This window comes from Streptomyces sp. DT224, from assembly GCF_049844595.1.
Lineage (GTDB): Bacteria > Actinomycetota > Actinomycetes > Streptomycetales > Streptomycetaceae > Streptomyces.
In genome coordinates this window covers 54,773-80,236 of the sequence record NZ_JBNCLI010000015.1, presented here as the reverse complement: position 1 = coordinate 80,236, position 25,464 = coordinate 54,773, and the positions used below count along the sequence as shown (strand labels likewise).

The 25,464-nt window shown below is 72.9% G+C and carries 28 protein-coding genes; 11 read left to right on the top strand and 17 right to left on the bottom strand.

What is annotated here, in order from left to right:
• Positions 1-58: 58 nt before the first annotated feature.
• On the bottom strand, positions 59-685 hold the full coding sequence (locus ACLQ2N_RS32050) for a YigZ family protein (protein WP_425818594.1): 627 nt from the start codon (positions 683-685) through the stop codon (positions 59-61).
• A 59-nt stretch (positions 686-744) separates the two neighbouring features.
• On the opposite strand from ACLQ2N_RS32050, the gene ACLQ2N_RS32045 reads away from it, so the two are divergent.
• Entirely contained in the window at positions 745-1,155 is a 411-nt protein-coding gene (locus ACLQ2N_RS32045; RefSeq protein ID WP_425818592.1) for a CoA-binding protein, read from the top strand.
• Positions 1,156-1,162: 7 nt separating this feature from the next.
• Here ACLQ2N_RS32045 and ACLQ2N_RS32040 read toward each other — a convergent pair whose 3' ends face one another.
• Both ACLQ2N_RS32040 and ACLQ2N_RS32035 read right to left on the bottom strand, forming a co-directional pair.
• Complete coding sequence (locus ACLQ2N_RS32040) at positions 1,163-1,735, bottom strand: YbaK/EbsC family protein (protein WP_425818590.1); 573 nt, start codon at positions 1,733-1,735, stop codon at positions 1,163-1,165.
• A gap of 43 nt (positions 1,736-1,778) precedes the next feature.
• Positions 1,779-2,351, bottom strand: a complete 573-nt coding sequence (locus tag ACLQ2N_RS32035) for a helix-turn-helix domain-containing protein (RefSeq protein ID WP_425818588.1) — start codon at positions 2,349-2,351, stop codon at positions 1,779-1,781.
• A gap of 92 nt (positions 2,352-2,443) precedes the next feature.
• On the opposite strand from ACLQ2N_RS32035, the gene ACLQ2N_RS32030 reads away from it, so the two are divergent.
• Complete coding sequence (locus ACLQ2N_RS32030) at positions 2,444-3,310, top strand: EamA family transporter (RefSeq protein WP_425818586.1); 867 nt, start codon at positions 2,444-2,446, stop codon at positions 3,308-3,310.
• Between the two features lie 8 nt (positions 3,311-3,318).
• On the opposite strand, the gene ACLQ2N_RS32025 is transcribed toward ACLQ2N_RS32030, so the two are convergent.
• Positions 3,319-4,056 carry an acyltransferase gene (locus tag ACLQ2N_RS32025; RefSeq protein ID WP_425818584.1) on the bottom strand — a complete coding sequence of 246 codons (738 nt, stop codon included), beginning with the start codon at positions 4,054-4,056 and terminating at the stop codon, positions 3,319-3,321.
• A gap of 136 nt (positions 4,057-4,192) precedes the next feature.
• Here ACLQ2N_RS32025 and ACLQ2N_RS32020 point away from each other — a divergent pair, with 136 nt between their 5' ends.
• Entirely contained in the window at positions 4,193-4,723 is a 531-nt protein-coding gene (locus ACLQ2N_RS32020) for a gamma carbonic anhydrase family protein (RefSeq protein ID WP_425818582.1), read from the top strand.
• Between the two features lie 28 nt (positions 4,724-4,751).
• Here the strand turns inward: ACLQ2N_RS32020 and ACLQ2N_RS32015 are convergent, their stop codons facing one another.
• A complete protein-coding gene (locus tag ACLQ2N_RS32015) occupies positions 4,752-5,414 on the bottom strand; it encodes a DedA family protein (protein ID WP_425818580.1) in 663 nt (220 codons plus the stop codon).
• A 146-nt stretch (positions 5,415-5,560) separates the two neighbouring features.
• Positions 5,561-5,998, bottom strand: coding sequence for a DUF4442 domain-containing protein (locus ACLQ2N_RS32010; protein WP_425818739.1), 438 nt, complete (start codon positions 5,996-5,998; stop codon positions 5,561-5,563).
• Positions 5,999-6,154: 156 nt separating this feature from the next.
• Here ACLQ2N_RS32010 and ACLQ2N_RS32005 point away from each other — a divergent pair, with 156 nt between their 5' ends.
• Positions 6,155-7,228 carry a hypothetical protein gene (locus tag ACLQ2N_RS32005; RefSeq protein WP_425818578.1) on the top strand — a complete coding sequence of 358 codons (1,074 nt, stop codon included), beginning with the start codon at positions 6,155-6,157 and terminating at the stop codon, positions 7,226-7,228.
• Positions 7,229-7,282: 54 nt separating this feature from the next.
• Entirely contained in the window at positions 7,283-8,596 is a 1,314-nt protein-coding gene (locus ACLQ2N_RS32000; protein ID WP_425818576.1) for an MFS transporter, read from the top strand.
• On the opposite strand, the gene ACLQ2N_RS31995 is transcribed toward ACLQ2N_RS32000, so the two are convergent.
• Positions 8,558-9,403 carry a spermidine synthase gene (locus ACLQ2N_RS31995; RefSeq protein WP_425818574.1) on the bottom strand — a complete coding sequence of 282 codons (846 nt, stop codon included), beginning with the start codon at positions 9,401-9,403 and terminating at the stop codon, positions 8,558-8,560. The two genes, ACLQ2N_RS32000 and ACLQ2N_RS31995, sit on opposite strands and share 39 nt — an antisense overlap.
• A 68-nt stretch (positions 9,404-9,471) precedes the next feature.
• A complete protein-coding gene (gene tuf, locus ACLQ2N_RS31990; RefSeq protein ID WP_425818572.1) occupies positions 9,472-10,641 on the bottom strand; it encodes an elongation factor Tu in 1,170 nt (389 codons plus the stop codon).
• A 365-nt stretch (positions 10,642-11,006) separates the two neighbouring features.
• Here tuf and ACLQ2N_RS31985 point away from each other — a divergent pair, with 365 nt between their 5' ends.
• Together ACLQ2N_RS31985 and ACLQ2N_RS31980 are read left to right on the top strand one after the other, a co-directional pair.
• On the top strand, positions 11,007-11,717 hold the full coding sequence (locus tag ACLQ2N_RS31985; protein ID WP_425818570.1) for a TVP38/TMEM64 family protein: 711 nt from the start codon (positions 11,007-11,009) through the stop codon (positions 11,715-11,717).
• Between the two features lie 187 nt (positions 11,718-11,904).
• Positions 11,905-12,777 (top strand): undecaprenyl-diphosphate phosphatase, encoded by an 873-nt coding sequence (locus tag ACLQ2N_RS31980; protein ID WP_425818568.1) that lies wholly within the window; start codon positions 11,905-11,907, stop codon positions 12,775-12,777.
• A 50-nt stretch (positions 12,778-12,827) separates the two neighbouring features.
• Here the strand turns inward: ACLQ2N_RS31980 and ACLQ2N_RS31975 are convergent, their stop codons facing one another.
• On the bottom strand, positions 12,828-13,205 hold the full coding sequence (locus ACLQ2N_RS31975) for a hypothetical protein (RefSeq protein ID WP_425818566.1): 378 nt from the start codon (positions 13,203-13,205) through the stop codon (positions 12,828-12,830).
• 152 nt (positions 13,206-13,357) lie between these two features.
• Between ACLQ2N_RS31975 and ACLQ2N_RS31970 the strand changes: the two genes are divergently transcribed.
• Complete coding sequence (locus ACLQ2N_RS31970) at positions 13,358-14,227, top strand: universal stress protein (protein ID WP_425818564.1); 870 nt, start codon at positions 13,358-13,360, stop codon at positions 14,225-14,227.
• A 92-nt stretch (positions 14,228-14,319) separates the two neighbouring features.
• A complete protein-coding gene (gene lnt / locus ACLQ2N_RS31965) occupies positions 14,320-15,897 on the top strand; it encodes an apolipoprotein N-acyltransferase (protein WP_425818562.1) in 1,578 nt (525 codons plus the stop codon).
• Between the two features lie 31 nt (positions 15,898-15,928).
• On the opposite strand, the gene ACLQ2N_RS31960 is transcribed toward lnt, so the two are convergent.
• Complete coding sequence (locus ACLQ2N_RS31960) at positions 15,929-16,828, bottom strand: Gfo/Idh/MocA family protein (protein ID WP_425818560.1); 900 nt, start codon at positions 16,826-16,828, stop codon at positions 15,929-15,931.
• A gap of 301 nt (positions 16,829-17,129) precedes the next feature.
• Here ACLQ2N_RS31960 and ACLQ2N_RS31955 point away from each other — a divergent pair, with 301 nt between their 5' ends.
• Positions 17,130-17,576 carry a hypothetical protein gene (locus ACLQ2N_RS31955; RefSeq protein ID WP_425818737.1) on the top strand — a complete coding sequence of 149 codons (447 nt, stop codon included), beginning with the start codon at positions 17,130-17,132 and terminating at the stop codon, positions 17,574-17,576.
• A 25-nt stretch (positions 17,577-17,601) separates the two neighbouring features.
• Here ACLQ2N_RS31955 and ACLQ2N_RS31950 read toward each other — a convergent pair whose 3' ends face one another.
• From ACLQ2N_RS31950 to ACLQ2N_RS31920, 7 genes are all read right to left on the bottom strand, one after another.
• Positions 17,602-18,087: a hypothetical protein gene (locus ACLQ2N_RS31950; RefSeq protein ID WP_425818558.1), complete on the bottom strand. Its 486-nt coding sequence runs from the start codon at positions 18,085-18,087 to the stop codon at positions 17,602-17,604.
• Between the two features lie 94 nt (positions 18,088-18,181).
• Positions 18,182-18,865 (bottom strand): uracil-DNA glycosylase, encoded by a 684-nt coding sequence (locus ACLQ2N_RS31945; protein WP_425818556.1) that lies wholly within the window; start codon positions 18,863-18,865, stop codon positions 18,182-18,184.
• A gap of 101 nt (positions 18,866-18,966) precedes the next feature.
• Positions 18,967-20,553 carry an ABC transporter substrate-binding protein gene (locus ACLQ2N_RS31940; protein WP_425818554.1) on the bottom strand — a complete coding sequence of 529 codons (1,587 nt, stop codon included), beginning with the start codon at positions 20,551-20,553 and terminating at the stop codon, positions 18,967-18,969.
• A 117-nt stretch (positions 20,554-20,670) separates the two neighbouring features.
• Entirely contained in the window at positions 20,671-21,426 is a 756-nt protein-coding gene (locus ACLQ2N_RS31935) for an SDR family oxidoreductase (RefSeq protein WP_425818552.1), read from the bottom strand.
• Between the two features lie 20 nt (positions 21,427-21,446).
• Positions 21,447-22,208: a 3-oxoacyl-ACP reductase FabG gene (gene fabG, locus ACLQ2N_RS31930; RefSeq protein ID WP_383305048.1), complete on the bottom strand. Its 762-nt coding sequence runs from the start codon at positions 22,206-22,208 to the stop codon at positions 21,447-21,449.
• Positions 22,209-22,423: 215 nt separating this feature from the next.
• Complete coding sequence (locus tag ACLQ2N_RS31925) at positions 22,424-22,807, bottom strand: DUF3037 domain-containing protein (RefSeq protein WP_425818550.1); 384 nt, start codon at positions 22,805-22,807, stop codon at positions 22,424-22,426.
• Positions 22,804-23,628, bottom strand: coding sequence for a HipA family kinase (locus ACLQ2N_RS31920; RefSeq protein WP_425818548.1), 825 nt, complete (start codon positions 23,626-23,628; stop codon positions 22,804-22,806). The genes ACLQ2N_RS31925 and ACLQ2N_RS31920 overlap by 4 nt, the downstream gene beginning before the upstream one ends.
• An 888-nt stretch (positions 23,629-24,516) precedes the next feature.
• On the opposite strand from ACLQ2N_RS31920, the gene ACLQ2N_RS31915 reads away from it, so the two are divergent.
• On the top strand, positions 24,517-25,458 hold the full coding sequence (locus ACLQ2N_RS31915; protein ID WP_425818546.1) for a helix-turn-helix domain-containing protein: 942 nt from the start codon (positions 24,517-24,519) through the stop codon (positions 25,456-25,458).
• Positions 25,459-25,464: the final 6 nt, after the last annotated feature.

The window sequence follows — 25,464 nt, the reverse complement described above, 5'->3', positions numbered from 1 at the left end:
GAGGTCCGGCCCGGCCGCGACGCGCGGCGAGACCCTCCGTTCGCGGCCGGCTGCCGCGTCACGCGTCGTCGTACGCCTCGTCACCCAGCTCCAACCGCGCCTCGCCCGCCGTCGCGTCGGCGAGCCAGCGGCGGAACGCCTCGACGTCGGCGTCCGGCAGCGCGATCTCGATGGTCACGTCGGCCGCGTACCGGACGTCGCGCACCGTCCTTCCGGTGGCACGCAGTTCGTTCTCCAGCCGGCCCGCCCGCTGGTGGCCGACGGTGACCGTGGCGAGCCGGAAGCGGCGCCGGGTGCGGGTGCCGAGCGCGTCGAGGGCTTCGCCGACCACTCCCCCGTAGGCCCTGATCAGCCCGCCGGCGCCCAGCTTCACCCCGCCGTAGTAGCGGGTGACGACGGCGACGGCGTAACACACCTCGCGGCGCGTGAGCATCTGGAGCATCGGGACGCCCGCGGTGCCGCCGGGCTCGCCGTCGTCGCTCGCCTTCTGTACGGAGGCGTCGGCGCCGATCACGTACGCGTAGCAGTTGTGCGTGGCGGTCGGGTGCTCCCTGCGGACGCGGGCGATGAACTCCTGCGCCTCCTCCTCGGAGGCCGCGGGGGCGAGCGCGCAGATGAAGCGGGACCGGTTGATCTCGCTCTCGTGCACGCCCGCGCGGGCGACGGTCCGGTACTCCTCCTGCATCCCGCCACCCTATGCGCACCTGCGGGAATGGCCGGGGCGGGCCGCCGGTTGTCCGGTGCATGTACGCAGACGCGGAGACGATCCGCAGGATCCTGGAAGACACCGGCGACACCTGGGCCGTGGTGGGGCTGTCCGACAACCGCTCGCGCGCGGCCTACGGGGTCGCCGAGGTGCTTCAGCGCTTCGGCAAGCGCGTGGTCCCGGTGCACCCGAAGGCCGAGCGGGTGCACGGCGAGCAGGGGTACGCCTCGCTGGCGGACATCCCGTTCCCGGTGGACGTGGTCGACGTCTTCGTCAACAGCGACCTGGCGGGCGCGGTGGCCGACGAGGCGGTCGCCAAGGGGGCCCGGGCCGTCTGGTTCCAGCTCGGCGTGGTGGACGAGGAGGCGTACGAGCGGACCCGGGCGGCCGGCCTGGACATGGTCATGGACCGCTGCCCGGCCATCGAGATCCCGAGGCTCGGAGCCTAGGCCAAGTCTAGGCCGCGTCCGGGGCGCGGACGCCCAGTCCGTCCAGGACCACCGCTCCCGGCAGGGCTCCCAGCGCCTTGCCGGTCACGATGAGCTTGCCGCGGCGCGATCCGCTGCCGATCAGGACCCACTCCTCGTCCACGACGGCGGAGTCGATCAGCAGCGGCCAGCCGGCGGGGAGCCCGATGGGCGTGATGCCGCCGTACTCCATGCCGGTCTCGCCGACCGCCGTGTCCATCGAGGCGAAGCGCGCCTTGCGCAGGCCGAGGTGCTTGCGGGCGACGCCGTTCACATCGACGCGGGAGTGCGACAGGACCAGGCAGGCGGCGAGGGTGACGTCGGCGCCGCGCTTGCCGGAGAGGACGACGCAGTTCGCCGAGTGGTCCAGCAGGTCCGCCCCGTGGTGGGCGACGAAGGCCGCGGTGTCGGCGATCTCCGGGTCGGTGTCCACGTGCAGGACCTGGTCGGGGGTGATGCCGCCCCAGCCCGTGCGCACCGCCTGGGCCACCGGGGCGGTGAGGAGGTCCTGACGGTCGACGGCGGGGCCGGCGTTCTCGAAGGTGCCGATGGGTGCGCGCATGCGCGTCACGCTAACAGCGCCGCAGGCGGGGGTGTGCGCCGTCTCATCTGACGGGCGGAATGCTGACGGCCATGGTGAGTTCGACCGGTTCGGTGCCCTCATTGCGGTAGGCGTGCGGGTGGTGCGCCTCGAAGGTGGCGGAGGTACCGGCGCCCACCGCGTACGGGGTGTCGGCGACGACGAGCGTGAGGGTGCCGGCGGTGACGTGGAGCAGTTCGACCGTGCCCTCGGGGTGCGGGTCGGACCGGCTGCCGTCGCCGGGCATCAGCCGCCAGGACCAGAGTTCGAGGGGGCCCCGGGCCTCCGTGCCGACGAGGAGCGTGGTGGCGCTGCCCGCGTCGGTGGACCAGAGGCGGACGGCCTGCTCGGCGGGGACCAGGCGGACCTGGGAGCCCTGTTCGTAGTCGAGCAGGGTGGTGATGCTGACGCCGAGCGCGTCGGCGAGCTTGACCGTCGTGCCGACGCTCGGGTTGGTGCGGGCCTGCTCGATCTGGATGATCATGCCGCGGCTGACCCCGGCGCGGGCCGCCAACTGGTCCAGCGTGAAGCCGCGTTCACCGCGCCAGCGCTTGAGATTGCGGGCGAGGGACTGGGTCAGCTGATCGAGGTCAGTCACATTCCGTCCAATATCCTGTATGACATGGTCCAGCATTCTGCACTACGGTGCGGTGTACCCGACCGTTCGCCGCACTGTACTGCGAGGCCCCCATGACCGCGTTGTTCGCCCTGGCCACCAGCCTCCTGTGGGGACTGGCCGACTTCGGGGGCGGCCTGCTGACCCGCCGTACGCCCGCGCTGACCGTGGTCGTGGTCTCGCAGATCATCACGGCGGTGGTGCTGGGCGCGGTCGTGGTCGCCACGGGCGGCTGGGGCGAGGCGGGGCCCCGGCTCTGGTACGCGGTCGCGGCGGGGGTCGTCGGACCGGTGGCGATGCTCTGCTTCTACCAGGCGCTCGCGCTCGGCCCGATGGGCGTGGTCTCCCCGCTCGGCTCGCTCGCGGTCGCCGTACCGGTGGGCATCGGGCTGATCGCCGGGGAGCGTCCGGACCTCCTCCAGGGCGCCGGCGTCGCGGTCGCCGTCGCGGGCATCGTGATGGCGGGCGGCCCGCAGTTGCGCGGGGCCCCGGTGCAGCGGCGGGCAATCCTGCTGACGCTGGTGGCGGCCTGCGGCTTCGGGGCCGTGATGTCACTGATCGCCGAGGCGTCGACCACGGTGACCGGGCTGTTCCTCGCCCTGTTCGTGCAGCGCGTCACCAACGTGGTGGTGGGCGGCGGGGCGCTGTACGTCTCGGTGCGGCGCGGCGGCCGGGCGCTGCCCGAGGACGGCGGCGCGGCGGCGGTCCGGGCGGCGCTGCCGGCGCTGGCCTTCGTCGGCCTCGCGGACGTCGCCGCCAACGGCACGTACTCCATGGCCGCCCGGTACGGACCGGTCACCGTCGCCGCCGTGCTGGCCTCGCTCTACCCGGTGGTGACGGCTCTGGCCGCGCGCGGGTTCCTGAAGGAGCGGCTGCGGGGCGTGCAGGCGGCGGGCGCGGGGCTCGCCCTGGTGGGCACGGTGCTGCTCGCGACGGGGTAGCCGGGCGGTCAGCCCTCGTCGAGCCGGGCCACGGCGAGCAGCTGTTCCGGGGTGACGCCTTCGGGGATCGGGACCGGGGCCGGTGTCCGCAAGGGCGGCTGCCAGCCCTTCTCCTGGTCCCAGCTGCGTACGACACGGGCGGGCGCTCCGGCCACCACCGCCCGGTCGGGCACCTCGCCGCGGACCACCGCCCCGGCGGCCACGACGACGTTGCGGCCGAGGCGGGCGCCGGGCAGGATCACCGCGCCGGTGCCGATCCAGCAGCCGGGGCCGATGGACACGGGCTCCATCCGGGGCCACTGCTTGCCGACCGGCTGGTGCGGGTCGTCGTAGCTGTGGTTGGTCGAGGTGATGTAGACGTACGGACCGCAGTACGTGTCCGCGCCTATGGTCACCGTCGTGTCGGCGACGACATGGCTGCCCCGGCCCAGCACGACACCGTCGCCCAGGGTGAGGATCGGGTCGGGCCCGAGGTCCAGGTCCGGCATGAGGCCCGCGGTCAGCGTGACCTGTTCGCCGATGACGCAGTGGTCGCCGAGCCGGATCCACGGCTCCCCGAAGACCGTGCCCTGCGGGAACGCCAGCCGCGTGCCCTCGCCGATCCGGGCGAACCGCAGCCCTCCGGGGTGCTCGGCGGTCACCGCCCCCGCCTCGCGCGCCCAGCGCCAGCAGCGATGGACGGCCCCGGACACGGCGCGTCGCCGCCAGGCGGCCAGGAGAGCGAGCGGATTCCGGTTCTTCGGCACGCGCTCACCGTAAGCCGAGCCCACCGGACGGGCGGCGGGCCCGGCCTGTGATCTTCACCCCAACAGGGGCGCGCGGCCCCACGTCGCATACGGTTTCCCCGGCGGCCGACGGCACCGGAACACGGAGGAACGGGCGATGGCGGAGCAGGCGTTGATCATGGGCATCGGCGGCAAGGAGCCGGTCATCGACGCGGAGGCGTTCACCGCGCCGACGTCGGTGGCGATCGGCGACATCACCATGGCGGCGGGGTCCAGCCTCTGGTACCAGGCGGTGCTGCGCGCGGACTGCGGGCCCATCGTGATCGGCGCGGACTCCAACATCCAGGACAACTGCAGCGTCCACGTCGACCCCGGCTTCGCGGTGACGGTCGGCGAGCGGGTCTCTGTCGGGCACAACGCCGTCCTGCACGGCTGCACCGTCGAGGACGACGTCCTCATCGGGATGGGGGCCACCGTCCTCAACGGCGCGCACATCGGCGCGGGCTCACTGGTCGCGGCGCAGGCCCTCGTGCCGCAGGGCATGCGCGTGCCGCCGGGTTCGCTGGTCGCGGGCGTCCCGGCGAAGGTGAAACGGCCGCTGACCGAGGAGGAGCTGGAAGGCGTCCGCTTCAACGCGGTGGGTTACGTGGAGCTCGCCAAGGCCCACCGCGAAGCCTGCGAGGGGTGAGGGCCGCCGGGGCCCGGCGGTCCGCCGTTCAGTCCGCGACCGGCACGGTCCCCGGTTCCGGCTCGGCGGCCGCGGCGGAGTGCGCGGCGGCGGCCTTCTTGGCGCGGTTCTTGAGGACCAGCATGGAGGCGAGGCCGATGAGGACCGCGATGGCCAGGCCCAGGTAGGAGAACCGCTTGAGCCATGCCTCGGCGACGACGCCCACCGAGTAGATGACGGCCGTGGTGCCGCCCGCCCAGACGATCCCGCCGAGCACGTTGGCGATGAGGAACTTCCAGTACGGCATGTGCAGCACACCGGCCAGCGGACCGGCGAAGATGCGCAGCAGGGCGACGAAGCGGCCGAAGAACACGGCCCACATGCCCCACTTCTGGAAGGAGCGCTCGGCCATGCCGATCTGGCTCTCGCCGAAGTGTCCGGGGAACTTCCCGCCGAGCCAGGCCAGCAGCGGCCGTCCGCCCTTGCGGCCGATGGCGTAGCCGATCGAGTCCCCGATCACGGCGCCGGCCGTGGCGCAGGCGCCCAGGATCCAGGGGTTGATGCCGTCGTGGCTCGCGGCCAGCAGCGCGGCGCTGACCAGGACGATCTCGCCGGGCAGCGGAATGCCCAGGCTCTCCAGCCCGATGACGGCGCCCACCAGGATGTAGACGCTGATCGCGGGGACGGTCTCCAGCCACTCCTGGATGTGCAACGCCGTTTCCTCACGTGTGATGTCCTGTCGCCCGCCGGACACTCATCGGCGCACCACGGGAAGCCTACCCTCAGCTTCACGGAGGCGGACAGCGAGAAGGGCCGCCGGTGCCGGGCGGCCCTTCCCGTACGCACGCGTGCCAGGGGTCAGGAGTTCGGGCGCAGCGTCCAGACGACGGTCATCTCGCCGGTCACGGCGCCGTCCCCGCGCCGGATCTCCACGGTCACCGGGAATTCGGGACGCTCGCCCGCGTCGAGTTCGGCGACGACCTCGGCGGCGGGCCGGCCGAGGACGGCGGTCGCGGTGACCTCGCCCCTGGCCAGCTTCCGGTAGGCGATCTCGGCGCCGACCGCGAGCGGCACGGCCCGGGAGAGCTGGTCGCCGAAGGCGGCGATGACGATGGCACCGCTCGCCGACTCGGCCAGCGTGAACATCGCCCCGGCGTGCGGCCCGCCGAGGTGGTTGTGGTAGTCGGCCTGGTCCGGCATGCGGACCACCGCGCGGTCGGCGGTGGACTCCAGGAATTCGAGGTTGAGGGTCCGGACCATCGGGACCGTCGCGGCGAGCATCTCGCCCGCGGTCATCTGTTCAGCGCTCATGGACGCGATGTTACTCACGGGTAGGAGCCTTTGGCCATGCCTTTGCGGACATCCACCGGACGGGCCGCCGCCGCTCCTTCACCGTTCGCACACGGGGGCGGACGTAGCACGCCGGGCGGGGCCCCTCTATCGTTACTCGCCATGTGGCCAGGACAGCAGCCGCCCGGGGGCGAGCAGAACCCGCAGGACCAGAACCAGAACCCGTACCAGCAGCCGGGGTACCAGCAGCCGAATCCCTATCAGCAGCCGGGATATCAGCAGCAGGGCCAGCAGCCCGGGTACGGCTACCCGCAGCAAGCCGGGCAGGGGGGGTACGGACAGCCCAACCCGTACCAGCAGCCGACGGTTCCGCAGCACGCGGTGCCCGGTCCTCCCGGTGCCCCGCAGCCGGGCAACGACAAGAAGAAGACGACGGTCATCGCCATCGTCGCGGCGACCGCGGTCGTGGTGGCCGCCGCGGTCACCGGTGTCATCATGCTGAACAAGGACGACGACAAGGACGGCAAGAACGTCGCCACCGGCGAGAAGTCGTCCGCGCCCGCCAAGCCGTCCGGGTCCGCGTCCTCGCCCGAGGCCAATCCGCGCGGCGGCGAGGACGCCAAGCCGCAGATCGCGGGCTGGAAGGTCGTGACGAACCCCAAGTGGGGCACCCAGTTCGACGTTCCGGGCGACTGGGAGGTGTCCCCGCCCGGCGTGCTGTCCTTCTTCGAGGACGAGAAGAAGAACGACGGCCTGCCGCTCATCGGCTTCACCGGGCCGGCGGACCTCAAGGAGAAGTGGTGCACCGACGACGCCGACAAGGACGGCACGGAGGACAAGTACAGCCTGGCCGGCGCCGGCACCCGGGGCGCCGAGGGCGCCACGGACGCCGATGTGAACGCCCGTAACGAGGCGGGCACCTGGGCGTGGGCCGCGTTCGCGCAGCACATGCCGAAGAAGAGCATCAAGATCAGCAAGGCCAAGCAGTACACCACCAAGTCGGGGCTGACCGGGAGCCTGGTCACCGCGACCGCGCCCAACGTCACCAAGCGCTCGAAGTGCAGCAGCGACGGCAAGACGTACGCCTTCACGTTCAAGAACAGCAAGGGCGCGTTCGCCTCGTGGGTGCTGTACGCCGCCGCGGACGTGGACGACGAGCTGCCGAACACGACGATCGAGAAGATCCTCAGCACCGTGCGCCTCGTGCCGGTGGTCGACTCCGACAGCGACTCCTGACCCCGGTCCGGGAACTCATTTGCGCAACGGGGCGCCGGCCGCGATAGTCCCTGGGTGACCGACGCAGCCGCCCCCGCCCCCCGTACCACCCGCCCCGTCCCGGCGGGCCGCAACTACCGGCTGCTGACCGCCGCCTCGATCATCACCGCCCTGGGCACCCACGGCGCGCTGATCGCGGCGGCGTTCGCGGTTCTCCAGACGGGCGGCGACGGCGGCGACGTCGGTCTCGTCGCCGCCGCCAGGACCGTGCCGCTGGTGCTGTTCCTGCTCATCGGCGGGGCGATGGCCGACCGGATGCCGCGCCACCGGGTGATGGTCGCGGCCAACACCCTCAACTGCGTCTCACAGGCTCTCTTCGCCCTGCTGGTCCTGGCCGGCGATCCGAAGCTGTGGCAGATGATGCTGCTCACCGCGCTCTGCGGCACCGGGCAGGCGTTCTTCAGCCCGGCCGCCGAGGGCATGCTGATGTCGAGCGTCAGCGGCGAGCAGGCGAGCCGCGCCTTCGCGCTCTTCCGGATGTCCACGCAGGGCGCCGCGATCGGCGGCGCGGCCCTGGGCGGCGCCATGATCGCGGCGATGGACCCCGGCTGGGTCCTCGCCGTGGACGCCGCCGCCTTCGCGGTCGCGGGAGCCCTGCGCGCCTTCCTCGACGTCAGCCACATCCCGGCCCGTGAGCCCGGGGGCGGGCTGCTCGCGGACCTGCGGGACGGCTGGAAGGAGTTCACGGGCCGCCCGTGGCTCTGGTCCATCGTCGCCCAGTTCTCCGTGGTGGTCGCCGCCGTCGGAGCCGCCGAGGCGGTCTACGGCCCGCTGGTCGCCCGCGACGAGCTGGGCGGCGCCCGGCCCTGGGGGTTCGCGCTCGCCGCGTTCGGCGTCGGCAACCTGGCCGGGGCGCTGCTGATGATGCGGTGGAAGCCGCGCCGGCTGCTGCTGGCCGGGACCCTCTGCGTCTTCCCGCTGGCCCTCCCGTCGGCCGGGCTCGCCATCCCGCTCTCGGCGACCTGGCTCTGCCTGGTGATGTTCGTCAGCGGTACGGCGATCGAGGTGTTCGGCGTCTCCTGGATGACGGCCATGCACCAGGAGATCCCGGAGGAGAAGCTGTCGCGCGTCTCGGCGTACGACTGGTTCGGCTCGGTGGCCATGGTGCCGGTCGCCACCGCTCTCGCCGGACCGGTCGAGTCCCTGGTCGGGCGCAGTCAGGCGCTGTGGGGGTGTGCGGGCCTGGTCGTGCTCGTCACGGCTCTTGTGCTGTTCGTTCCGGACGTACGCAACCTGACCCGCCGGACCGGGTCGGTCGAGGTGGCCGCCGCCCCGCTCGTGCCGCCCGCCTCAGCCGATGCGGAAGGCGCCGTCGGGCGGCTCGGGTGACGCCACCGCGTCCTCGTCCCCGACCGGCCGGGCACCGTTGGCGAACGCGGCGAGTGCCGCTCCGTGCTCCACCCGCGCCGCGAACGCGTCCGCCGCGCACCGGCGGGCCAGGGCCGCCGTGTCGAACGGGACGCGGGAGGCGACGAGGACCACGTTGCCGAAGCGGCGGCCGCGCAGCACGCCCGGCTCCGCGATCAGCGCCAGCTCGCCGAAGACCGCCGCGAAGGTGGCCAGCTGCGAGCGCAGGAAGCCGAACGGCGGCCCGTCGGCCAGGTTCGCGGCGTAGATCCCGTCCGGCCGCAGCGCCCGCGCCGCCGCCCTGGCGTACGGGACCGAGGTGAGGTGGGCGGGGACCCGGGACCCGCCGAAGACGTCCGCGATCAGCAGGTCGACCGAGCCGGGGACGGTCCCCTCCAGGCGGGCGCGGGCGTCCCCCGCGTGCACGGTGATGCCGCAGTCCGGGGGCAGCGGCAGGTGCTCGGCGACGAGACCGAGCAGACCGCGGTCCGCGTCCACCACCTCCTGCCGGGAGCCGGGGCGGGTGGCCGCGACGTACCGGGGCAGGGTGAGGCCGCCGCCGCCCAGGTGCAGGACGTCCAGCGGCTCGCCCGGGTCCGCCGCGCAGTCCACGACGTGGCCGAGCCGGCGGGCGTATTCGAACTCCAGGTGCTCGGGCGCGTCGAGGTCGACGTAGGACTGCGGGGCGCCGTCGACCGTGAGCAGCCAGGCCCGTTCCCGGTCCACGTCGGGGAGGAGGCGCGCGGTGCCGTGGTCCACGTCCCGGATGACGGGTATCGACTCGTTCACTCCCCCATTGTGGGGTGGGCCCGCCGCCCCGGGTGTCGGGGGCGGCGGGCCCACGCCCTTCGTGCCGCTCAGAGCAGCTCCGTGACGGTGCCCGCGCCGACCGTGCGGCCGCCCTCGCGGATCGCGAAGCCGAGGCCCGCCTCCAACGGCACGTCCCGGCCCAGCTCGACGGTCATGGTGACCGTGTCCCCGGGCCGCGCGACCGCCGTCTCGCCGAGGTCCACGTCGCCGACCACGTCCGCCGTGCGGATGTAGAACTGGGGCCGGTACCCGGTGGTGACCGGGGTGGTGCGGCCGCCCTCGCGCCCCGACAGGACGTACACCCGCGCGGTGAAGCGCCGGCTCGGGGTGATGCTGCCCGGCGCCGCGACGACGTGGCCGCGGCGCACCCGGTCGCGCTCGACGCCGCGCAGGAGCAGCGCGACGTTGTCGCCGGCCTCGGCGGACTCCATCGGCTTGCCGAAGGTCTCCAGACCGGTGACGACCGTCTCGATGTCCGGGCCGAGCACCGACACCCGGTCGCCGACGCGGACCGTGCCGCGCTCCACGGCGCCGGTGACGACCGTGCCCCGGCCGGTGATGGTCAGGACGTTCTCCACCGGCAGCAGGAACGGCGCGTCGGTGTAGCGCACCGGCATCGGCACATAGGTGTCGACGGCGTCGAGCAGCGCCTCCACGGCCCCCGTCCAGCGCGGGTCGCCCTCCAGCGCCCGCAGCCCCGACACCCGTACGACGGGCACCGTGTCGCCGCCGTAGCCGTGCGCGGACAGCAGCTCGCGGACCTCCAGCTCGACCAGGTCGGTCAGCTCGGGGTCACCCGCGTCCGCCTTGTTGAGCGCGACCACGATGTGGTCCACGCCCACCTGGCGGGCGAGCAGGACGTGCTCGGCGGTCTGCGGCATGATCCCGTCGACCGCGGAGACGACGAGGATCGCCCCGTCGAGCTGGGCGGCCCCGGTGACCATGTTCTTGATGTAGTCGGCGTGGCCGGGCATGTCGATGTGCGCGTAGTGCCGGGTGCCGGTCTCGTACTCGACGTGCGCGATGTTGATGGTGATGCCGCGCTGCGCCTCCTCGGGCGCGCGGTCGATGCGGTCGAAGGGGACGAAGGTGCCGGTGCCGCGGTCGCTGAGGACCTTGGTGATGGCGGCGGTCAGGGTCGTCTTGCCGTGGTCGACGTGGCCCATGGTGCCGATGTTGAGGTGCGGCTTGGTGCGCACGTATGCCGTCTTGGACATGGGTTCATTCCTTGGGATGCGAAGCGTGACGTGAGGACCCCGGGGCCCGGCCGACCCTCCCCTCGCGGGGTCCGCCGGACGGCCGGGGGAGGGTCAGCTTCGGGCGCCGCCGAGGGGCGCTGCGGCAGCGGTGACGGCTGCGGCGCCACCTGCTGCGAGGGCGCACACGGCAGCCTTCGGCGCGTCCGCGACTGCGGACGGCGCTGCGGGGAAGGCGTACCGGGACATGCTCCGATCATCCCCGAGGGGCCGCCCGCCCGTCGAGCGAATTACGGCGGGCGGCACGGGGTTTGGGCCCGGGCGGCCGAGGACCGCCCGCGGGTGCATTACGGCGATCACACGCCTTTGTCGGTTACTCTCCCCGAATGCTCGACGCCGTCCCCGCCACCCGGCCCGCCCCCCGCCTCGCCGTGCGCTGCACGCGGGTGCTGCTGTCGCCGTGGTGCCGGCTCTCGCTGCTCGTCGCCGTGCTGGCGGGTGCCGCGACGGCCGTGCTGCTCCTGGAGCCGCAGCGGCTGCTGGCCTCCGGCCGCCTCGGGGAGCTGAGCGACGGTTCCATGGCGGTGGTGCTCTTCGGGCTCGCGTACGGCGTCTGCACGGTGGCGTTCGTGCCGCGGCCGCTGCTGAATCTCGCGGCGGGCGCCTTGTTCGGGGCGCAGGCGGGCCTCGCGGCGGCGATCTGCGGCACGGTGCTGGGCGCGGGGGTCTCCTTCATGCTCGGCCGGGTCCTGGGGCAGGACGCGTTGCGCACCCTGGTACGGGGGCGCTGGCTGCGGGCGGCGGACGGACAGCTGAGCCGGCACGGCTTCCGCTCGATGCTGGCGCTGCGGCTCTTCCCCGGGGTGCCGTTCGCCGCCGCCAACTACTGCGCCGCCGTCTCCCGCATGGGCTATCCGCCGTTCCTGGTGGCGACGGGCCTGGGCTCGATCCCGAACACCGCCGCGTACGTGGTGGCGGGGAGCGAGGCGTCGTCGCCCACCTCGCCCGCGTTCCTGGCGGCGATGGGCTTCATCGTGCTGACGGGGGCCGGAGCGGCGGTGGTCGCCTGGCGCCGCCGCCACCGCCTGGGCGGCTGAGGGTCGCGACGGGCCGGGGCGCGCGGGGGTTGTCGCCGGGCGTTCACCCGGGGGCGATACGCTGCCCGCGACCGACAGACGAGACAGGGCCCGGCCGGGCCCTGTCTCGCATGACCGCAAACCGCACCCGCCGGGCGCCCGACGCCGGCGGCCGGTGCACGAGTACCCCCGGGATGGCCGAAGCCCCATGAGCTGGTTCGAATCGTTCGTCCTCGGGCTCGTCCAGGGACTGACCGAGTTCCTGCCGATCTCCTCCAGCGCGCATCTGCGGCTCACCGCGGCGTTCGCCGACTGGCAGGACCCGGGCGCGGCCTTCACCGCGATCACCCAGATCGGCACGGAGGCCGCGGTCCTCATCTACTTCCGCAAGGACATCGCCCGGATCGTCTCGGCGTGGTTCAGGTCGCTGACGGACCGTTCGATGCGCGGCGACCACGACGCCAAGATGGGCTGGCTGGTCATCGTCGGCTCCATCCCGATCGGTGTGCTGGGCCTGGCCTTCCAGGACCAGATCGAGGGCCCCTTCCGCGATCTGCGGCTGATCGCCACCACACTGATCGTGATGGGCATCGTGCTGGGCGTCGCGGACCGGATGGCAGCCCGCGACGAGAAGGGCGGCCGGCACCGGGCCGGCAAGCAGCGCAAGACCCTGCGCGAACTGGGCGTCAAGGACGGCCTCATCTACGGCTGCTGCCAGGCGTTGGCCCTCGTCCCCGGCGTCTCGCGGTCCGGCGCCACGATCAGCGGCGGTCTGCTGATGGGCTACACCCGGGAGGCGGCGGCGCGCTACTCGTTCCTGCTGGCGGTCCCGGCGGTGCTCGCCTCGGGCGTCTTCGAGCTGAAGGACGCGGGCGAGGGACACGTCTCGTGGGGCCCGACGGTCTTCGCGACGGTCATCGCGTTCGGGGTGGGGTACGCGGTCATCGCGTGGTTCATGAAGTTCATCACGACCAAGAGCTTCATGCCGTTCGTGATCTACCGGATCGTCCTGGGCGTGCTGCTCTTCATCCTCGTCGGCACCGACGCGCTGAGCCCGCACGCGGGTGAGTCCGCAGGCTGACGTCCGCCGTACGCCCGCCGCCCCCGGCCGCGCCGGGGGCGGCGCCGTGTTCAGATCTCCGTGTCGCCGGGGCCCTCGGCGCCGAACTGCTCGGCGCGCAGGGCGAGGTCCTGGAGCACGTCCGCCGAGGTGACGTCCGTCTGCCCGGAGTCGTGGACCTGGGCCAGCATGGCGAACGCCAGGGTGAACGCCCCGACGAGCTGCTCCACCGCACCGCCGACCTCGCGTCCGACGACCACCACCACGTCCTCGACGGTGGCGTCCTCCGGGATGGCGATCCGGGGCATGGTCTCGTTGAGGAGGGCGGTCACCACGGTCGAGTCGGTCTCGGCGTCGTCGCGGTCCGGGTTCTCCTCCAGCAGCCGGCGCATCTCCCCCGCCTCGGTGAGGATGCCGACCACACGCTTCACCACTTCGCTCTGCTCCATACCGCGAGCATAGGCGCAGCCGGACCGGCCCAGAGGGACCGACCATGTGCGGGGTCATGCCGTGCCGGGGCCCGGACGGCCGCCTCCGCCTCGGCACCGGCACCCGCGCCGCCGTAGCGTACGAGACAGGTCCGGACGGCGGAGAGGAACCCATGAGCGGCACCGAGCTTCCCGTGATCGCGGCGGTCGACGGCTCCTCGCACAGCCTGGACGCGCTGGACTGGGCGGCCCGCGAGGCGGTCGTACGGGACCGGCCGCTGCTCGTCGTGCATGTGCGGCAGCTGGCCCGGCGCACCGACCAGGAGGCGCAGGAGCGGGAGGCGGGCGAGCTGCTGGCCTCGGCCGTGCACCGGGTCGCCCAGGTCGCTCCGGGGCTGCGGCCCACGACGCTCGCACCGCTCGACTTCCCGTCGGCGGCGCTGGTCTCGCTGAGCCGGGACGCCTCGCTGCTGGTGCTCGGCTCGCGGGGTCTCGGCGGATTCCGGTCCCTGATGCTGGGGTCCAACAGCCTGGCGACGGCGTCCATGGCCAAGTGCCCCGTGGTGATCGTGCACGGCGGCCGGGACGACGAGGAGCGCGCCGGCGAGGCCACGGGCGAGGTCTTCCCGGACATCGTCGCCGGGGTGGCCGCCGACGAGAGCAGCGAAGGAGTGCTCGACTTCGCCTTCGAGACGGCGGCGGCGCACCCGGGCGCGCGGCTGCGGATCGTGCACGGCTGGACGATGTTCTCGTCCATGCTGTCCGGCGGGCCGGTCTTCGACCGGAACGCGGCGGCGGACGCCGCCGAGCGGTCGCTGGCCGAGCTCACGGCCGGCTGGCGTGCCCGGTATCCGCAGGTCGAGGTGATGAAGGAGCCGGTCAACGGTTCCGCGACGCGCACGCTGGTCACCGCGTCGGCGACGGCGTCGCTGACCGTCGTCGGACGGCGGCGCGGCGGTGAGTCGCTGGGACTCGGGCTGTCGCCGGTGGCGCACACGACGCTCACGCACGCGATGGGCCCGGTGGCCGTCGTCCCCTGCTGACGGCCGGGCCGCGTCCGCTGCCGCACACTGGGCAGAAGATCGGGACCGGATGGCGGACGGACCTGCCGGCGGCCGGGGCGAGGAGGTGCGGCATGGACGTGTGGACCGGGTGGCGCGAGCGGGGCGCGCGCACGCTCGACCGGGCCGCGGGGCGTGCGGCGGCCGCGCTGGTGGCCGGTGCGCTGCCGGCGCTCGCCTTCCCCGCGCCCTCGCTGTGGTGGTTCGCCTATGTCTGCCTGGTTCCGCTGCTGTTGCTGGTGCGGTCCGCCGGGACGGGGCGCGGGGCGGCGCGCGACGCGTGGCTGGGCGGCACGGGGTACATGATCGCCGTGCACCACTGGCTGATGCCGAGCCTGCATGTGTTCATCGTGATCCTCGCGGCGCTGCTCGGTCTGCTGTGGGCACCGTGGGGTCTGCTGGCGCACCGGCTGCTGCGGGGCCCGGTGAGCGGGCGGGCGGCGGTCGTGGCGGTGGTCGTGGTGCCGTGCGGCTGGCTGATGATCGAGCTGGTGCGGTCCTGGGAGGCGCTGGGCGGCCCCTGGGGGCTGCTGGGGGCCAGCCAGTGGCAGGTGGAACCGGCGCTCCGGACGGCCTCGGTGGGCGGGGTGTGGCTGGTGAGCCTGCTGGTGGTGGCGGTGAACACGGCGGTCACCGTGCTGCTGGTGCACTCCGCCGCCCGCGTCGTGGCCGCCGTGTCGCTCCTGGTGGGCGCGCTGGTGGTCGGGGCGGCCTGGGTGTGGGCGCCGCAGCCGGACCGGACGGGCACGGCCAGGGTGGCCGTCGTGCAGCCCGGGATCGTGGACGGGCCGGGCAGCATCCAGCGCAGGTTCGCCCGCAGCGAGGCGCTGACCCGGTCGCTCGCGGGGCGCGGCGTCGACCTGGTGGTGTGGGGCGAGAGCAGCGTCGGTGTGGACCCGGCCCGGCGGCCGGACATCGAGGCCCGGCTCGCGGCGCTGTCGCGGTCGGTGGGCGCCGGCCTCCTGGTGAACGTGGACGCCCGGCAGACCGACGCGGCGGGGCGCACCGGCATCTTCAAGAGCGCCGTGCTGGTCGGACCCCAGGGGCTCACCGGGGACCGGTACGACAAGATGCGGCTCGTGCCGTTCGGCGAGTACATCCCGGCCCGGTCGGCGCTCGGCTGGGCGACCTCGATGGGCCGGGCGGCGGGCGAGGACCGGCTGCGCGGCACGGGCCCGGCCACGATGCGGGTACCCGGTGCGGGCGGACTGCGCGTGGGCCCGCTGGTCTGCTTCGAGTCCGCGTTCCCGGACATGAGCCGGCGTCTGGTCCGGGACGGGGCGGGGCTGCTGGTCGCCCAGTCCTCCACCTCGTCGTTCCAGCACGGCTGGGCCCCGGCCCAGCACGCCTCGCTCGGCGCGCTGCGGGCGGCGGAGAGCGGCCGTCCGATGGTGCACGCCACTCTCACCGGCGTGAGCGCGGTGTACGGCCCCGGGGGTGAGCCCGTCGGGCCCCGCCTCGGCACGGACACCAGCGGGACCGCCGTCTACGGGGTGCCGCTGGCCCGGGGCACGACCCTGTACGTACGGTTCGGCGACTGGGCGTTGTACGGGGCACTGGGGGTGGTGGCCGTCTTCTGCAGCGCGGAGGGCGTACGGGCCGCTCGCGCCCGGAGGCGTACGCGGCCCGTCGAGACGGCGACGGCTGCTTAGGGCCTGTCCGACCCTGGATCCGCCGGACAGGCTAGGCGGCGTCGAGCTCCCGCAGGACGCGCTCGCAGAGTTCGTGGGTCTCCAGGGCGTCGCGGGCGCTCAGCGGGCGGCTCTCGCGTACGGCGTCCAGGAAGGCCAGCACCGCCTGCTCGATGCCTCGCTGACGGGCCACCGGCACCCAGTCGCCGCGTCGGCGCACGCTCGGCTGGCCCTTGTGGTCGATGACCTCCGCGAGGTTGAGGACCTCGCGCTTGGAGTCCTGGCCGGAGACCTCCAGCCGCTCCTCGGTCGAGCCGCTGAGCCGGTTCATCGCGCCGATCGCGGTGAAGCCGTCCCCGGAGAGCTGGAGCACGACGTGGTGCAGCAGACCGTCCACGAGCCGGCCGCTCACCACGGTGCGCTCGACGGGGCCGGGCACCAGGAAGCGCAGGGTGTCCACGACGTGGATGAAGTCGTCGAACACCATGGTCCGGGGCTCCTCGGGGAGCCCGACCCGGTTCTTCTGCAGGAGGATCAGTTCGCGCGGGTGCTCCGCGCACTGGGCGTAGCCCGGGGCCAGCCGGCGGTTGAAGCCGACGGCGAGGCCGGTGGACCGCGCCTCGGCGAGCTCGACCAGGCGGGTGGACTCCGCCAGCGTGTACGCGAGCGGCTTGTCGACGTAGGTGGGGACGCCCGCGTCGAGCAGCCGGCCCACGATCTCGGGGTGGGCGGCGGTCGAGGCGTGCACGAACGCGGCGTCGAGCCCCTGGGCGAGCAGCGAGTCCAGGTCCCGGTGGCACCGGTCGGCCGGGACGCGGTAAGCGGCGGCGACCGCGTCCAGGGTGGCCGGGGTGCGCGTCTGGAGATGGAGCTCGATGCCCGGCAGGGAGCCGAGCACCGGCAGGTACGCCTTCCGCGCGATGTCCCCGAGCCCGATGCAGCCGACCTTCACAGGGTGTTCCTCTCGCTGGTCAGCGCCGTACCTGGGGCGCCTCCTTCGTCGTCCCGGCAGCATACGCGGCGCCCGCGGGCCTCCGGCAGGCGATCCCGTCGCACGCACGCGGGACGAGGACGGGCCTGCCGGGACGCACGGGCTTCGGCGCGCTTCCGCGCGGGATGCCGAGGGGCTGAGGCGTCGTTCCGGCGGCGCCGTGCTGACCGGCGTCACTCGTGCGGGCGGATCGCGGGCGACGGAGGCACGGACCGGTCACCGGCCCCGCAGAGTTGATCACGTGCAACGAACGAGAACCGCCGTGAAACTCCTGGTCTGCCTCACGCTCGCGGCCCTGTCCGGGTGCGTGTCCGTGCAGCCGCATCCGGCCGCCCCGCCGCGCCCCGGGGCCGGCCGGCCGGCCCACGACCTGGCCCCGCAGACCGCCGGGCCACCGGTGCACGACACGCTGGAGGCCGTACCGAAGGCGAAGCCGTCCCGCGCGGCCCCGCCGTCCGCCGCGCACAAGCCGTCGCCGGGGCGCCCGGCCGCGCGTCCCGTCGAACCGCGCGTCGCGCTGCCGCGGCGGCCCGCGCCCGCCCCGGATGTGCCGCTGCCGCGCCGGATCGCCCCGGCCCCACCCGTCACCGCGCCCGTCCTGCCCGCGCCCGGCGGCGGCACCGGGGTGTGCGCTCTCGGCAGGGGCTACGGCCACTGGCCGGCGGGCAGCCCGCAGTCCCGGATCTGCGACCGCACCTACGGGCGGTGAAGCGTCGGCGCTCCGAAGGCGCCGGTCACCACTCCCGCAGCCGCCGTTCCAGCCGGCCGATCGCCGCCCGGACGCCGCCCCCGTATCCGTCGTCCGTGCCGTCGTCGGCCAGGACCGCCGAAGCCGCCCGGGCCCGCTCCAGGTGGTCCCGGGCGGCGGCCGGGCGCTGGAGCTTCACGTAGTCCGCGGCGAGGTTGAGGTGGAGCGACGGGTAGAAGGCGCGCATCGCGAGAGTGTCCCGGTCGCCGGCCACGCGGTCGTCGGCCAGGGCCCGGGCCGCGGTCAGCGCGCGCAGGTCCCAGGCCAGCTCGTCGGCCGGATCGTCCTGCGTATCGGCGATGTAGTGCGCCAGGGTGCACCGGTGCAGGGCGTCGCCCTCGTCGCCGATCTCGGACCAGAGCGCGGTGAAGCGGTTGCGGGCCTCCTCCCGGTCGCCTCCGTGCAGCAGCATGACCGCCTGGCCGATCCTGGTCATGAAGACGTCCTCCGACGCCTCCCGCTGCTCCGTCACCACGGCCTCCTCGCACCCGCCCGCCCGAACCCGGCGGTCCGGCTTCCGACGCTAGCCGCCGGGACGGGCGGACACGCGGAGGCTCGGGCGCGGCTCAGCCCAGGTCGGGGATGCGCCAGTCGATGGGCTGGTGGCCCTGCCGGGCGACGGCCTCGTTTATCTGGGTGAAGGGGCGGGAGCCGAAGAACTTCTTCGCCGACAGCGGCGAGGGGTGCGCGCCCTTCACCACCGCATGGCGCTCGGTGTCGATCAGGGGGAGCTTCTTCTGCGCGTAGTTGCCCCAGAGGACGAAGACCGCCGGGTCGGGGCGGGCGGCGACGGCGCGGATCACCGCGTCGGTGACCTTCTCCCACCCCTTGCCCTTGTGCGAGTTGGCCTCGCCCGCGCGGACGGTGAGCACGGCGTTGAGCAGGAGCACGCCCTGCTCGGCCCACGGCATCAGATAGCCGTTGTCCGGGACGGGCAGGCCCAGCTCCTCCTTCATCTCCTTGTAGATGTTGCGCAGCGAGGGCGGGGTCTTCACGCCGGGGCGCACGGAGAAGCACAGGCCGTGCCCCTGGCCCTCGCCGTGGTAGGGGTCCTGGCCGAGGACCAGGACCTTCACCTTGTCGTACGGGGTCGCTTCCAGGGCCGCGAACACCTGATCCCGGGGCGGGTAGACCGGTCCGGCGGAGCGCTCCTCCTCGACGAACTCGGTGAGCTCCTTGAAGTACGGCTTCTGCAGCTCTTCGCCGAGGACGCCGCGCCAGGACTCGGGCAGCAGGTCGGTGTCGGTCACGTGAACAACCTCCGGTAAGCAATCCGTTCTTGCTCCCAGAACCTACCGGGCACCACTGACAACGCGGTCCGGGCGGGCCGCCGGGGCCCGCCCGCGCGGTGCTACCAACTCGCCTTGCGGTAGAGCTCCCACATCTGCATGACGGTCTGCGGGTCCAGGGCGCGCTCGCCGCCGCCGATGTCCTCGCCTGCCGCCACGTACAGCTTGCCCTGCCAGAGCGGCAGCAGCCGCACGTCGTCCACCAGGATCTTCTGGGCCCGCTCGAACTCCTCGGCGACCGCGCCCCGGTCGCTCTGCTTGCGGGACCGGGGCAGCAGCTGCTTGGTGATCTCGTCCTTCACGTACGGCATGCCCGTGACGCTGTTCTTGCCCACGAACGGGGCGATGAAGTTGTCCGGGTCCGGGAAGTCCGGGAACCAGCCCCGGCCGAAGACCGGGTACTCCCCCTTGGTGAAGCCCGCCTGGAAGGTCTTCCACGGGCGGCTCTTGAGGGTGATGCGGAAGAGTCCGGACGCCTCCAGCTGGCGCTTCAGCTCGTCGAACTCGGGCGCGGTCGAGGAGCCGTAGCGGTCGGTGGTGTACCAGAAGGTCATGGGGACGGGCGTGGTGATGTGCGCGTCGGCCAGGATCCGGCGGGCCTTGTCCTTGCTGGGGTTGCCGAAGGTGTCGAAGAAGCTGGTGGTGTGCGTCGCGATGCCCTTGGGGACCATCGAGTACAGCGGTTCGGCCGTGCCCTGGTAGACCTTGGCGACGAGCGCGTCCCGGTCGATCAGCTGGGCTATCGCCCGCCGGACGGCCGCCCGGCCGGCGGCGGGGTCGTCCGGGTTGAAGACCAGGAAGCGGATGTCGGCGCCCGTGGACTCGACGATCTGGAGGCCGCCGCCCTCCCCGTTGCTCTTGCCGTCCTCGATGCTGACGACGTCCTCGGCGGACAGGCCGCGGTAGGTGGCGTCGATCTCGTTCTTCCGGAGCGCCTTCACCATGGCACCGGAGTCCTTGAAGTACCGGATGGTCACGGCGTCGTTCTTGCGGTCGGCGAACCCCTTGTAGTCGGGGTTCCTCACCAGCTCGGAGCGGTCGCCCGGCTTGTAGGCGTCCAGCAGGTAGGGGCCGGATCCGGTGACCTTGCCGTCGTCGCGGATCTTGTGCTTCGAGTACGCGCTCGGCGCGACCAGGGACATGGCCGGGGTGGCCAGGACGAAGGGGAAGGTGGCGTCGGGCTTCTTCAGGTTGAAGACGACGACGTCGTCGCCCTTGGTCTCGACCCGGTCGAGCGAGCCGAGCATGCCGACGGGTCCGCCCTTGACCCCGATCTCCGAGATCCGGTCGATGGAGTACTTCACGGCCGCCGCGTCCAGCTTGTCGCCGTTGGAGAACTTCAGCCCCTCGCGGAGCCGGCAGCGGTAGGCGGTGCTGGTGCGGTCGGTGAACCTGCACTCCTCGGCCGCGTCCGGCTCCGGCGTCGTACTGCCGGTGGGGAAGCTCACCAGGGTCTGGAACACGTTCCGCATCAGCTCCCAGGAGCCGTCCCACGCCGCCGCCGGGTCCAGGGTCGAAGGCTCACTCGTCGTCCCGACGGCGAGCTTCTGCTCCACATCCGATCCGCCGCCGGGCAGCAGCCCGCAGCCGGCCAGCAAGGACAGGGACGCAAGGGCTGCAGCGGCCTGCAGACTGGCCCGGTAGAACACGTGCACGCTCCTCGATCAGCCATGGGTCGGCAGACCATACCGCAGCGCCCCGCCGGGTCAATCCGCAGGCCCGGCGGGGCACTTGAGGCAATCGGGACCATATCGGCCCAGGCCGGATCAGCCGACTCCGGCATTCAGGAAAATGCCACCGTCGACGACCAGGGTCTGGCCCGTGATCCAGGCGGACTGGTCCGACGTGAGGAAGGCGGCCGCGCCGCCGATGTCCTCCGGCACCCCGAGCCGGCCGAGCGGGTAGGCGGCGGCCGCCTCCTCCTCGCGGCCCTCGTACAGCGCCTGGGCGAACCGGGTCTTGACGACCGCCGGCGCGATCGAGTTGACCCGGACCACCGGCGCGAACTCGTGCGCCAGCTGGAGGGTCAGGTTGACCATGGCCGCCTTGCTCATCCCGTACGCGCCGATGAAGGGCGAGGCGGAGACGCCGGCGACCGAGGCGATGTTGACGATCGCCCCGCCGTTCTCCTTCTGCCACGCCTTCCAGGTCTGCTGGGCGAAGCCGAGCGCCGAGACCACGTTGGTCTCGAAGACCTTGCGGGCGACGTTCAGGTCGAGCTCCGCGATCGGCCCGAAGACCGGGTTGGTGCCGGCGTTGTTGACCAGGAAGTCGACCCGGCCGAACGCCTCCATGGTGCGGGCGACCGCCACAGCCTGGTGCGCCTCGTCGTGCGCCTTGCCGGCGACACCGATGACCCGGTCGGCGCCGAGCGTCTCGACGGCCTCCTTCAGCGCGTCCTCGTTGCGCCCGGTGATGCACACCCGGTCGCCGCGCTCGACGAGCGCCTGCGCGATGCCGTAGCCGATGCCCCGGCTCGCGCCGGTGATCAGCGCGACCTTGCCGCTGTCCTGCACAGTCATGATGTCCGCAGCCCTCCGGGTCAGTTGAGCGGTCCGCCGGCCACGTACATGACCTGGCCGGAGACGAAGCCGGCGGCGTCGCCCGTGAAGAAGGCGATGGCGTTGGCGATGTCGTCGGGGACGCCGACGCGCTGGACCGGGATCTGCGTCGCTGCGGCCGCCTGGAACTCCTCGAAGCCCATGCCGACGCGGGCCGCGGTCTGCGCGGTCATCTCGGTGACGATGAAGCCGGGCGCGACGGCGTTGGCGGTGATGCCGAACTTGCCGAGCTCCTTGGCGAGGGTCTTGGTGAAGCCCTGGAGGCCCGCCTTGACCGCCGAGTAGTTGGCCTGGCCGCGGTTGCCGAGCGCCGAGGAGGAGGACAGCGAGACGATACGGCCGAACTTGGCGTCCACCATGTGCTTCTGGACGGCCTTGGCCATCAGGAACGCGCCCTTGAGGTGCACGTTCATGACGGTGTCCCAGTCGGACTCGCTCATCTTGAAGAGCAGGTTGTCGCGGAGCACGCCCGCGTTGTTGACGAGGATCGTCGGGGCGCCGAGTTCGGCGGCGACCCGTGCGACGGCGGCCTCCACCTGCGCGCTGTCCGACACGTCACAGCCGACGGCGAGGGCCTTGCCCCCGGCCGCGGTGATCTTCTCGACGGTGTCCTTGCAGGCCGCCTCGTCGAGGTCGAGTACGGCGACGGCGCGGCCCTCGGCCGCCAGGCGTACCGCGGTGGCGGCACCAATACCCCGGGCCGCTCCCGTCACGATGGCTACGCGCTGCTCGCTGGTCGACATGCTTGGCTCTCCTCGCCCTTGGATAGCGGCTCAGCGGACGTCGGGGTCTCCGGAGAGAGACCGCCCGATGACTGAGCAACCGCTTAGTACCTTCAGCAGACGAGACGCTAGAAGCCCTGGCACCCGGTGTCAACGGGCCACGGGCGCAGCGGCGCATGTCACACTCCGCCGGGCCGCCGTCACGCGGAGCGCGGACGGCGGCCCGGGGGTGCCGGTCAGCGCACCAGCAGGTCGAGCAGCCGCTCCACCTCGGCCTCGGGATCGGCGGTGAGGCCGCTGTGCACGGGCCCGGGCTGGACGACGGTGGAGCGCGGCGCGATCAGCCAGCGGAAGCGCCTGCCCGCGTCGTCGCCGGCGGCCTGCCCCGCGTCCCTACCGCCGCGGCAGACGCCCTCGACGGCGTGCAGCGCGGCCCGGACCCCGGTCACGTCGGCGCCGGGGTCGAGCGCCTTCAGCTTGGCCTCGTCCAGCTCGGTGCGGGCGGCCACGAAGCCCTTGGCGCGGCAGTAGACCACCACCCCGGCGTTGAAGCACTCCCCGCGCTGGACGCGGGGGACGACGCGCAGCAGCGCGTACTCGAAGACATCGCGCCCGCTCATGCCCGGCCGCCCGGGGCGAGACGCTCGGTGATCCAGCCCGGGGCCTGGGACGGCTTGTCGGGGGTGGGTGCGTCCATGATGATCCGTTCGTGGATGGTGGCCGCGCGGGTGGCCAGCGCGTCCACGTACGCCTGCCGCAGCTCGTCGGTCGAATCGAAGCCCGGCTCGTCCACCAGCCACTCGTCGGGGACGTCGGCGGCGGCCTCGGCGAGCAGCCCGGGCGTCACCAGCGGGGCGAGCTCGGCGGCGGCCGACGCGATGTCGGGCCGGAAGGGGGCGAGGGCGTGGTCGGAGGCGTTGTACGGCTTGGCGGCGGACGCCTGGGCGCCGGGCCAGTTGTGGTGCCAGATCATGGTGGCGCCGTGGTCGATGAGCCAGAGGTCGCCGTGCCAGACGAGCATGTTCGGGTTGCGCCAGGACCGGTCGACGTTGTTGATCAGCGCGTCGAACCAGACGATCCGCCCGGCCTCGCGCGGGTCGACCTCGTAGGCGAGCGCGTCGAAGCCGAGCGAGCCGGGCAGGAAGTCCATCCCGAGGTTCAGGCCGCCGCTGGCCTTCAGCAGCTCCTGCACCTCCTGGTCGGGCTCGGCGAGCCCGATGACCGGGTCGAGCTGGATCTGCACGAGCTCGGGCACCCGCAGGCCGAGCCGCCGCCCGAGCTGCCCGCAGATCACCTCCGCGACAAGGGTCTTGCGGCCCTGGCCGGCTCCGGTGAACTTCATGACGTACGTGCCGAGGTCGTCGGCCTCGACGATCCCGGGGAGCGAGCCGCCTTCACGCAGGGGCGTGACGTAGCGGGTCGCTACAACCTCTTGCAACACTTTCCCAGGCCACCCATCTCTTCAGCCTTACAATCCACGGCCCACTTCTCCGGAGCGGAGCGGCGGGAAGCACGGGTCGACGGCGCTGGGGAGAATCCGGGGACGGCCGGCGAGCCGGTCTCCCCGCTCCCCAAGCAGACCGTCGATGGCGCCGCGCCCCTTGCTGCCGGCTTCCGGCATGAAGTGAGCATAGTAACCGAGGGTGATCGCCGGCGGGGAGTCGCACGCTGTCCTGGCGGAACCCGGAGGCCCCCCCCCACCACCGCGCTCGAAGTGCGCCGGGGGAGGCCGATCACAGTCGACCTGATCCTCACCTCGTCGCACGGCAACCGCATCTACGCCGCGCCTGGAACGACCGTAACGGGAAGCGTGTGCTCGCCGTCGCCGGACTGATCAAGCCCGGGGGCGAGAAGGTGCGGCACAACGGCAACCGAATCCGCCGGGTCCCGCGCTGTGCCGCCCCACGTGAGGCCATGTTCCGCGTCCCCGCCACACGCACCCGAGCGTGCAGCCGGAGGCCGGCGAGTCGGTCGTCAGCCTGTCCACATGGCTCGGGCACTCGACGTCGAAGGTCGGACCCGCCCACTACGCCACTTCATGTCCGGCGCGGGGTGGTGAAGCTCACCGCAATGGGCGCCTGACCGCGAAACCGTTCCCGGCGTGCAAGGAGACGGCGCGGCGCAAGGCTCGCGGTGAACATCATCGAGTGCTGGACGAATGGGCCCCGATCAGCGCGTGTCCGCCCGAACGGGACGCCGGGCGTCGACCGGTCGAGACAAGTCCGCAGTGGTGAACCGTTGTGACGAGCCGTTCAGTACGGAGATCACCTTGGCTAACCTGTGCTCTGGCCTCTGGCCCCGGCAAGCCGTAGCGAGTGAGGGATGTCGCGTGTTGATCGATGCCGCCGACTGGTCGGTGTACGAGTGCCTGCTGTTCACCCACCCACGGACCACGGAGCAGGTGTCACGGACCGTCGGCCTGACCTCGGCCGAGGTCCTGGCGGCGGTCGGCCGGCTGCGGGAACTGGGGCTCGTCGAACCCGGTACCGACTCCTCGGACGAGATCCTTCCCGTCCCTCCGGACTCCGCCCTCCTGCCCACCATCCGCCGCTGGGAGACGCAACTCGACCGCACCCGGCAGGTCTCGGACAGTCTGATTCACCGGTGGCGCAGGCGCAATCGCCGGCATGAGGACCTCATCCAGACCGTGGGCGAGTCCGACGCCGGCTGGGCGGCCTTCGAGGAGCTGCAGGCCAACGCCGCCGAGGAGGTCCTCATCTTCGACCGGCCGCCCTACGTGGCACCCCCCTCGGGCAACCCCGCTCAGCTGGACGCGATGGGCCGCGGGGTCACCTACCGCACGGTCTACACACAGGAGGCCCTGAGCGACGAGATACGCCAGGACCTGGCTCGTGAAGCGATAGCCGGCGGCGAGAGGGCCCGTATCAGCGACCGCCTCCCGATGAAGCTGGTGGTCGTCGACCGGCGACTCGCGATGGTCCCCCTTCAGGGCAGCGCCGGAGCCCTCGACTCGGCCGTCCTGATCACCCCCTCGGCCCTGCTCGACGGGCTTCTGGAGCTGTTCGAGATGACCTGGGACCGGGCGCTGCCCCTGACCTTCGAGGACAGCCACATCGCGCAGGGGGTGCCGGACTGGGAGGAGGAGCTCGTGCGCCTCCTCGCCAGCGGCCTGACCGATCCCGCGATCGGCCGGGCGCTGGGCTGCTCCGAGCGGACCGTGCAGCGACGTATCACGCAGTTGATGACGCGCAACAGCGTCGCGACCCGGTTCCAGCTCGGAGCCCAACTCGTCTACGCCCGGAGGATCTGAGTCCTC

What these genes read in the sequence shown, in the direction of transcription:
- ACLQ2N_RS32050 (WP_425818594.1), bottom strand. Translation starts at nt 685, where the DNA reads ATGCAGGAGGAGTACCGGACCGTCGCCCGCGCGGGCGTGCACGAGAGC.
- ACLQ2N_RS32045 (WP_425818592.1), top strand. Translation starts at nt 745, where the DNA reads ATGTACGCAGACGCGGAGACGATCCGCAGGATCCTGGAAGACACCGGC.
- ACLQ2N_RS32040 (WP_425818590.1), bottom strand. Translation starts at nt 1,735, where the DNA reads ATGCGCGCACCCATCGGCACCTTCGAGAACGCCGGCCCCGCCGTCGAC.
- ACLQ2N_RS32030 (WP_425818586.1), top strand. Translation starts at nt 2,444, where the DNA reads ATGACCGCGTTGTTCGCCCTGGCCACCAGCCTCCTGTGGGGACTGGCC.
- ACLQ2N_RS32020 (WP_425818582.1), top strand. Translation starts at nt 4,193, where the DNA reads ATGGCGGAGCAGGCGTTGATCATGGGCATCGGCGGCAAGGAGCCGGTC.
- ACLQ2N_RS32010 (WP_425818739.1), bottom strand. Translation starts at nt 5,998, where the DNA reads ATGACCGCGGGCGAGATGCTCGCCGCGACGGTCCCGATGGTCCGGACC.
- ACLQ2N_RS32005 (WP_425818578.1), top strand. Translation starts at nt 6,155, where the DNA reads ATGTGGCCAGGACAGCAGCCGCCCGGGGGCGAGCAGAACCCGCAGGAC.
- tuf (WP_425818572.1), bottom strand. Translation starts at nt 10,641, where the DNA reads ATGTCCAAGACGGCATACGTGCGCACCAAGCCGCACCTCAACATCGGC.
- ACLQ2N_RS31985 (WP_425818570.1), top strand. Translation starts at nt 11,007, where the DNA reads ATGCTCGACGCCGTCCCCGCCACCCGGCCCGCCCCCCGCCTCGCCGTG.
- ACLQ2N_RS31980 (WP_425818568.1), top strand. Translation starts at nt 11,905, where the DNA reads ATGAGCTGGTTCGAATCGTTCGTCCTCGGGCTCGTCCAGGGACTGACC.
- ACLQ2N_RS31975 (WP_425818566.1), bottom strand. Translation starts at nt 13,205, where the DNA reads ATGGAGCAGAGCGAAGTGGTGAAGCGTGTGGTCGGCATCCTCACCGAG.
- ACLQ2N_RS31970 (WP_425818564.1), top strand. Translation starts at nt 13,358, where the DNA reads ATGAGCGGCACCGAGCTTCCCGTGATCGCGGCGGTCGACGGCTCCTCG.
- lnt (WP_425818562.1), top strand. Translation starts at nt 14,320, where the DNA reads ATGGACGTGTGGACCGGGTGGCGCGAGCGGGGCGCGCGCACGCTCGAC.
- ACLQ2N_RS31935 (WP_425818552.1), bottom strand. Translation starts at nt 21,426, where the DNA reads ATGACTGTGCAGGACAGCGGCAAGGTCGCGCTGATCACCGGCGCGAGC.
- fabG (WP_383305048.1), bottom strand. Translation starts at nt 22,208, where the DNA reads ATGTCGACCAGCGAGCAGCGCGTAGCCATCGTGACGGGAGCGGCCCGG.
- ACLQ2N_RS31925 (WP_425818550.1), bottom strand. Translation starts at nt 22,807, where the DNA reads ATGAGCGGGCGCGATGTCTTCGAGTACGCGCTGCTGCGCGTCGTCCCC.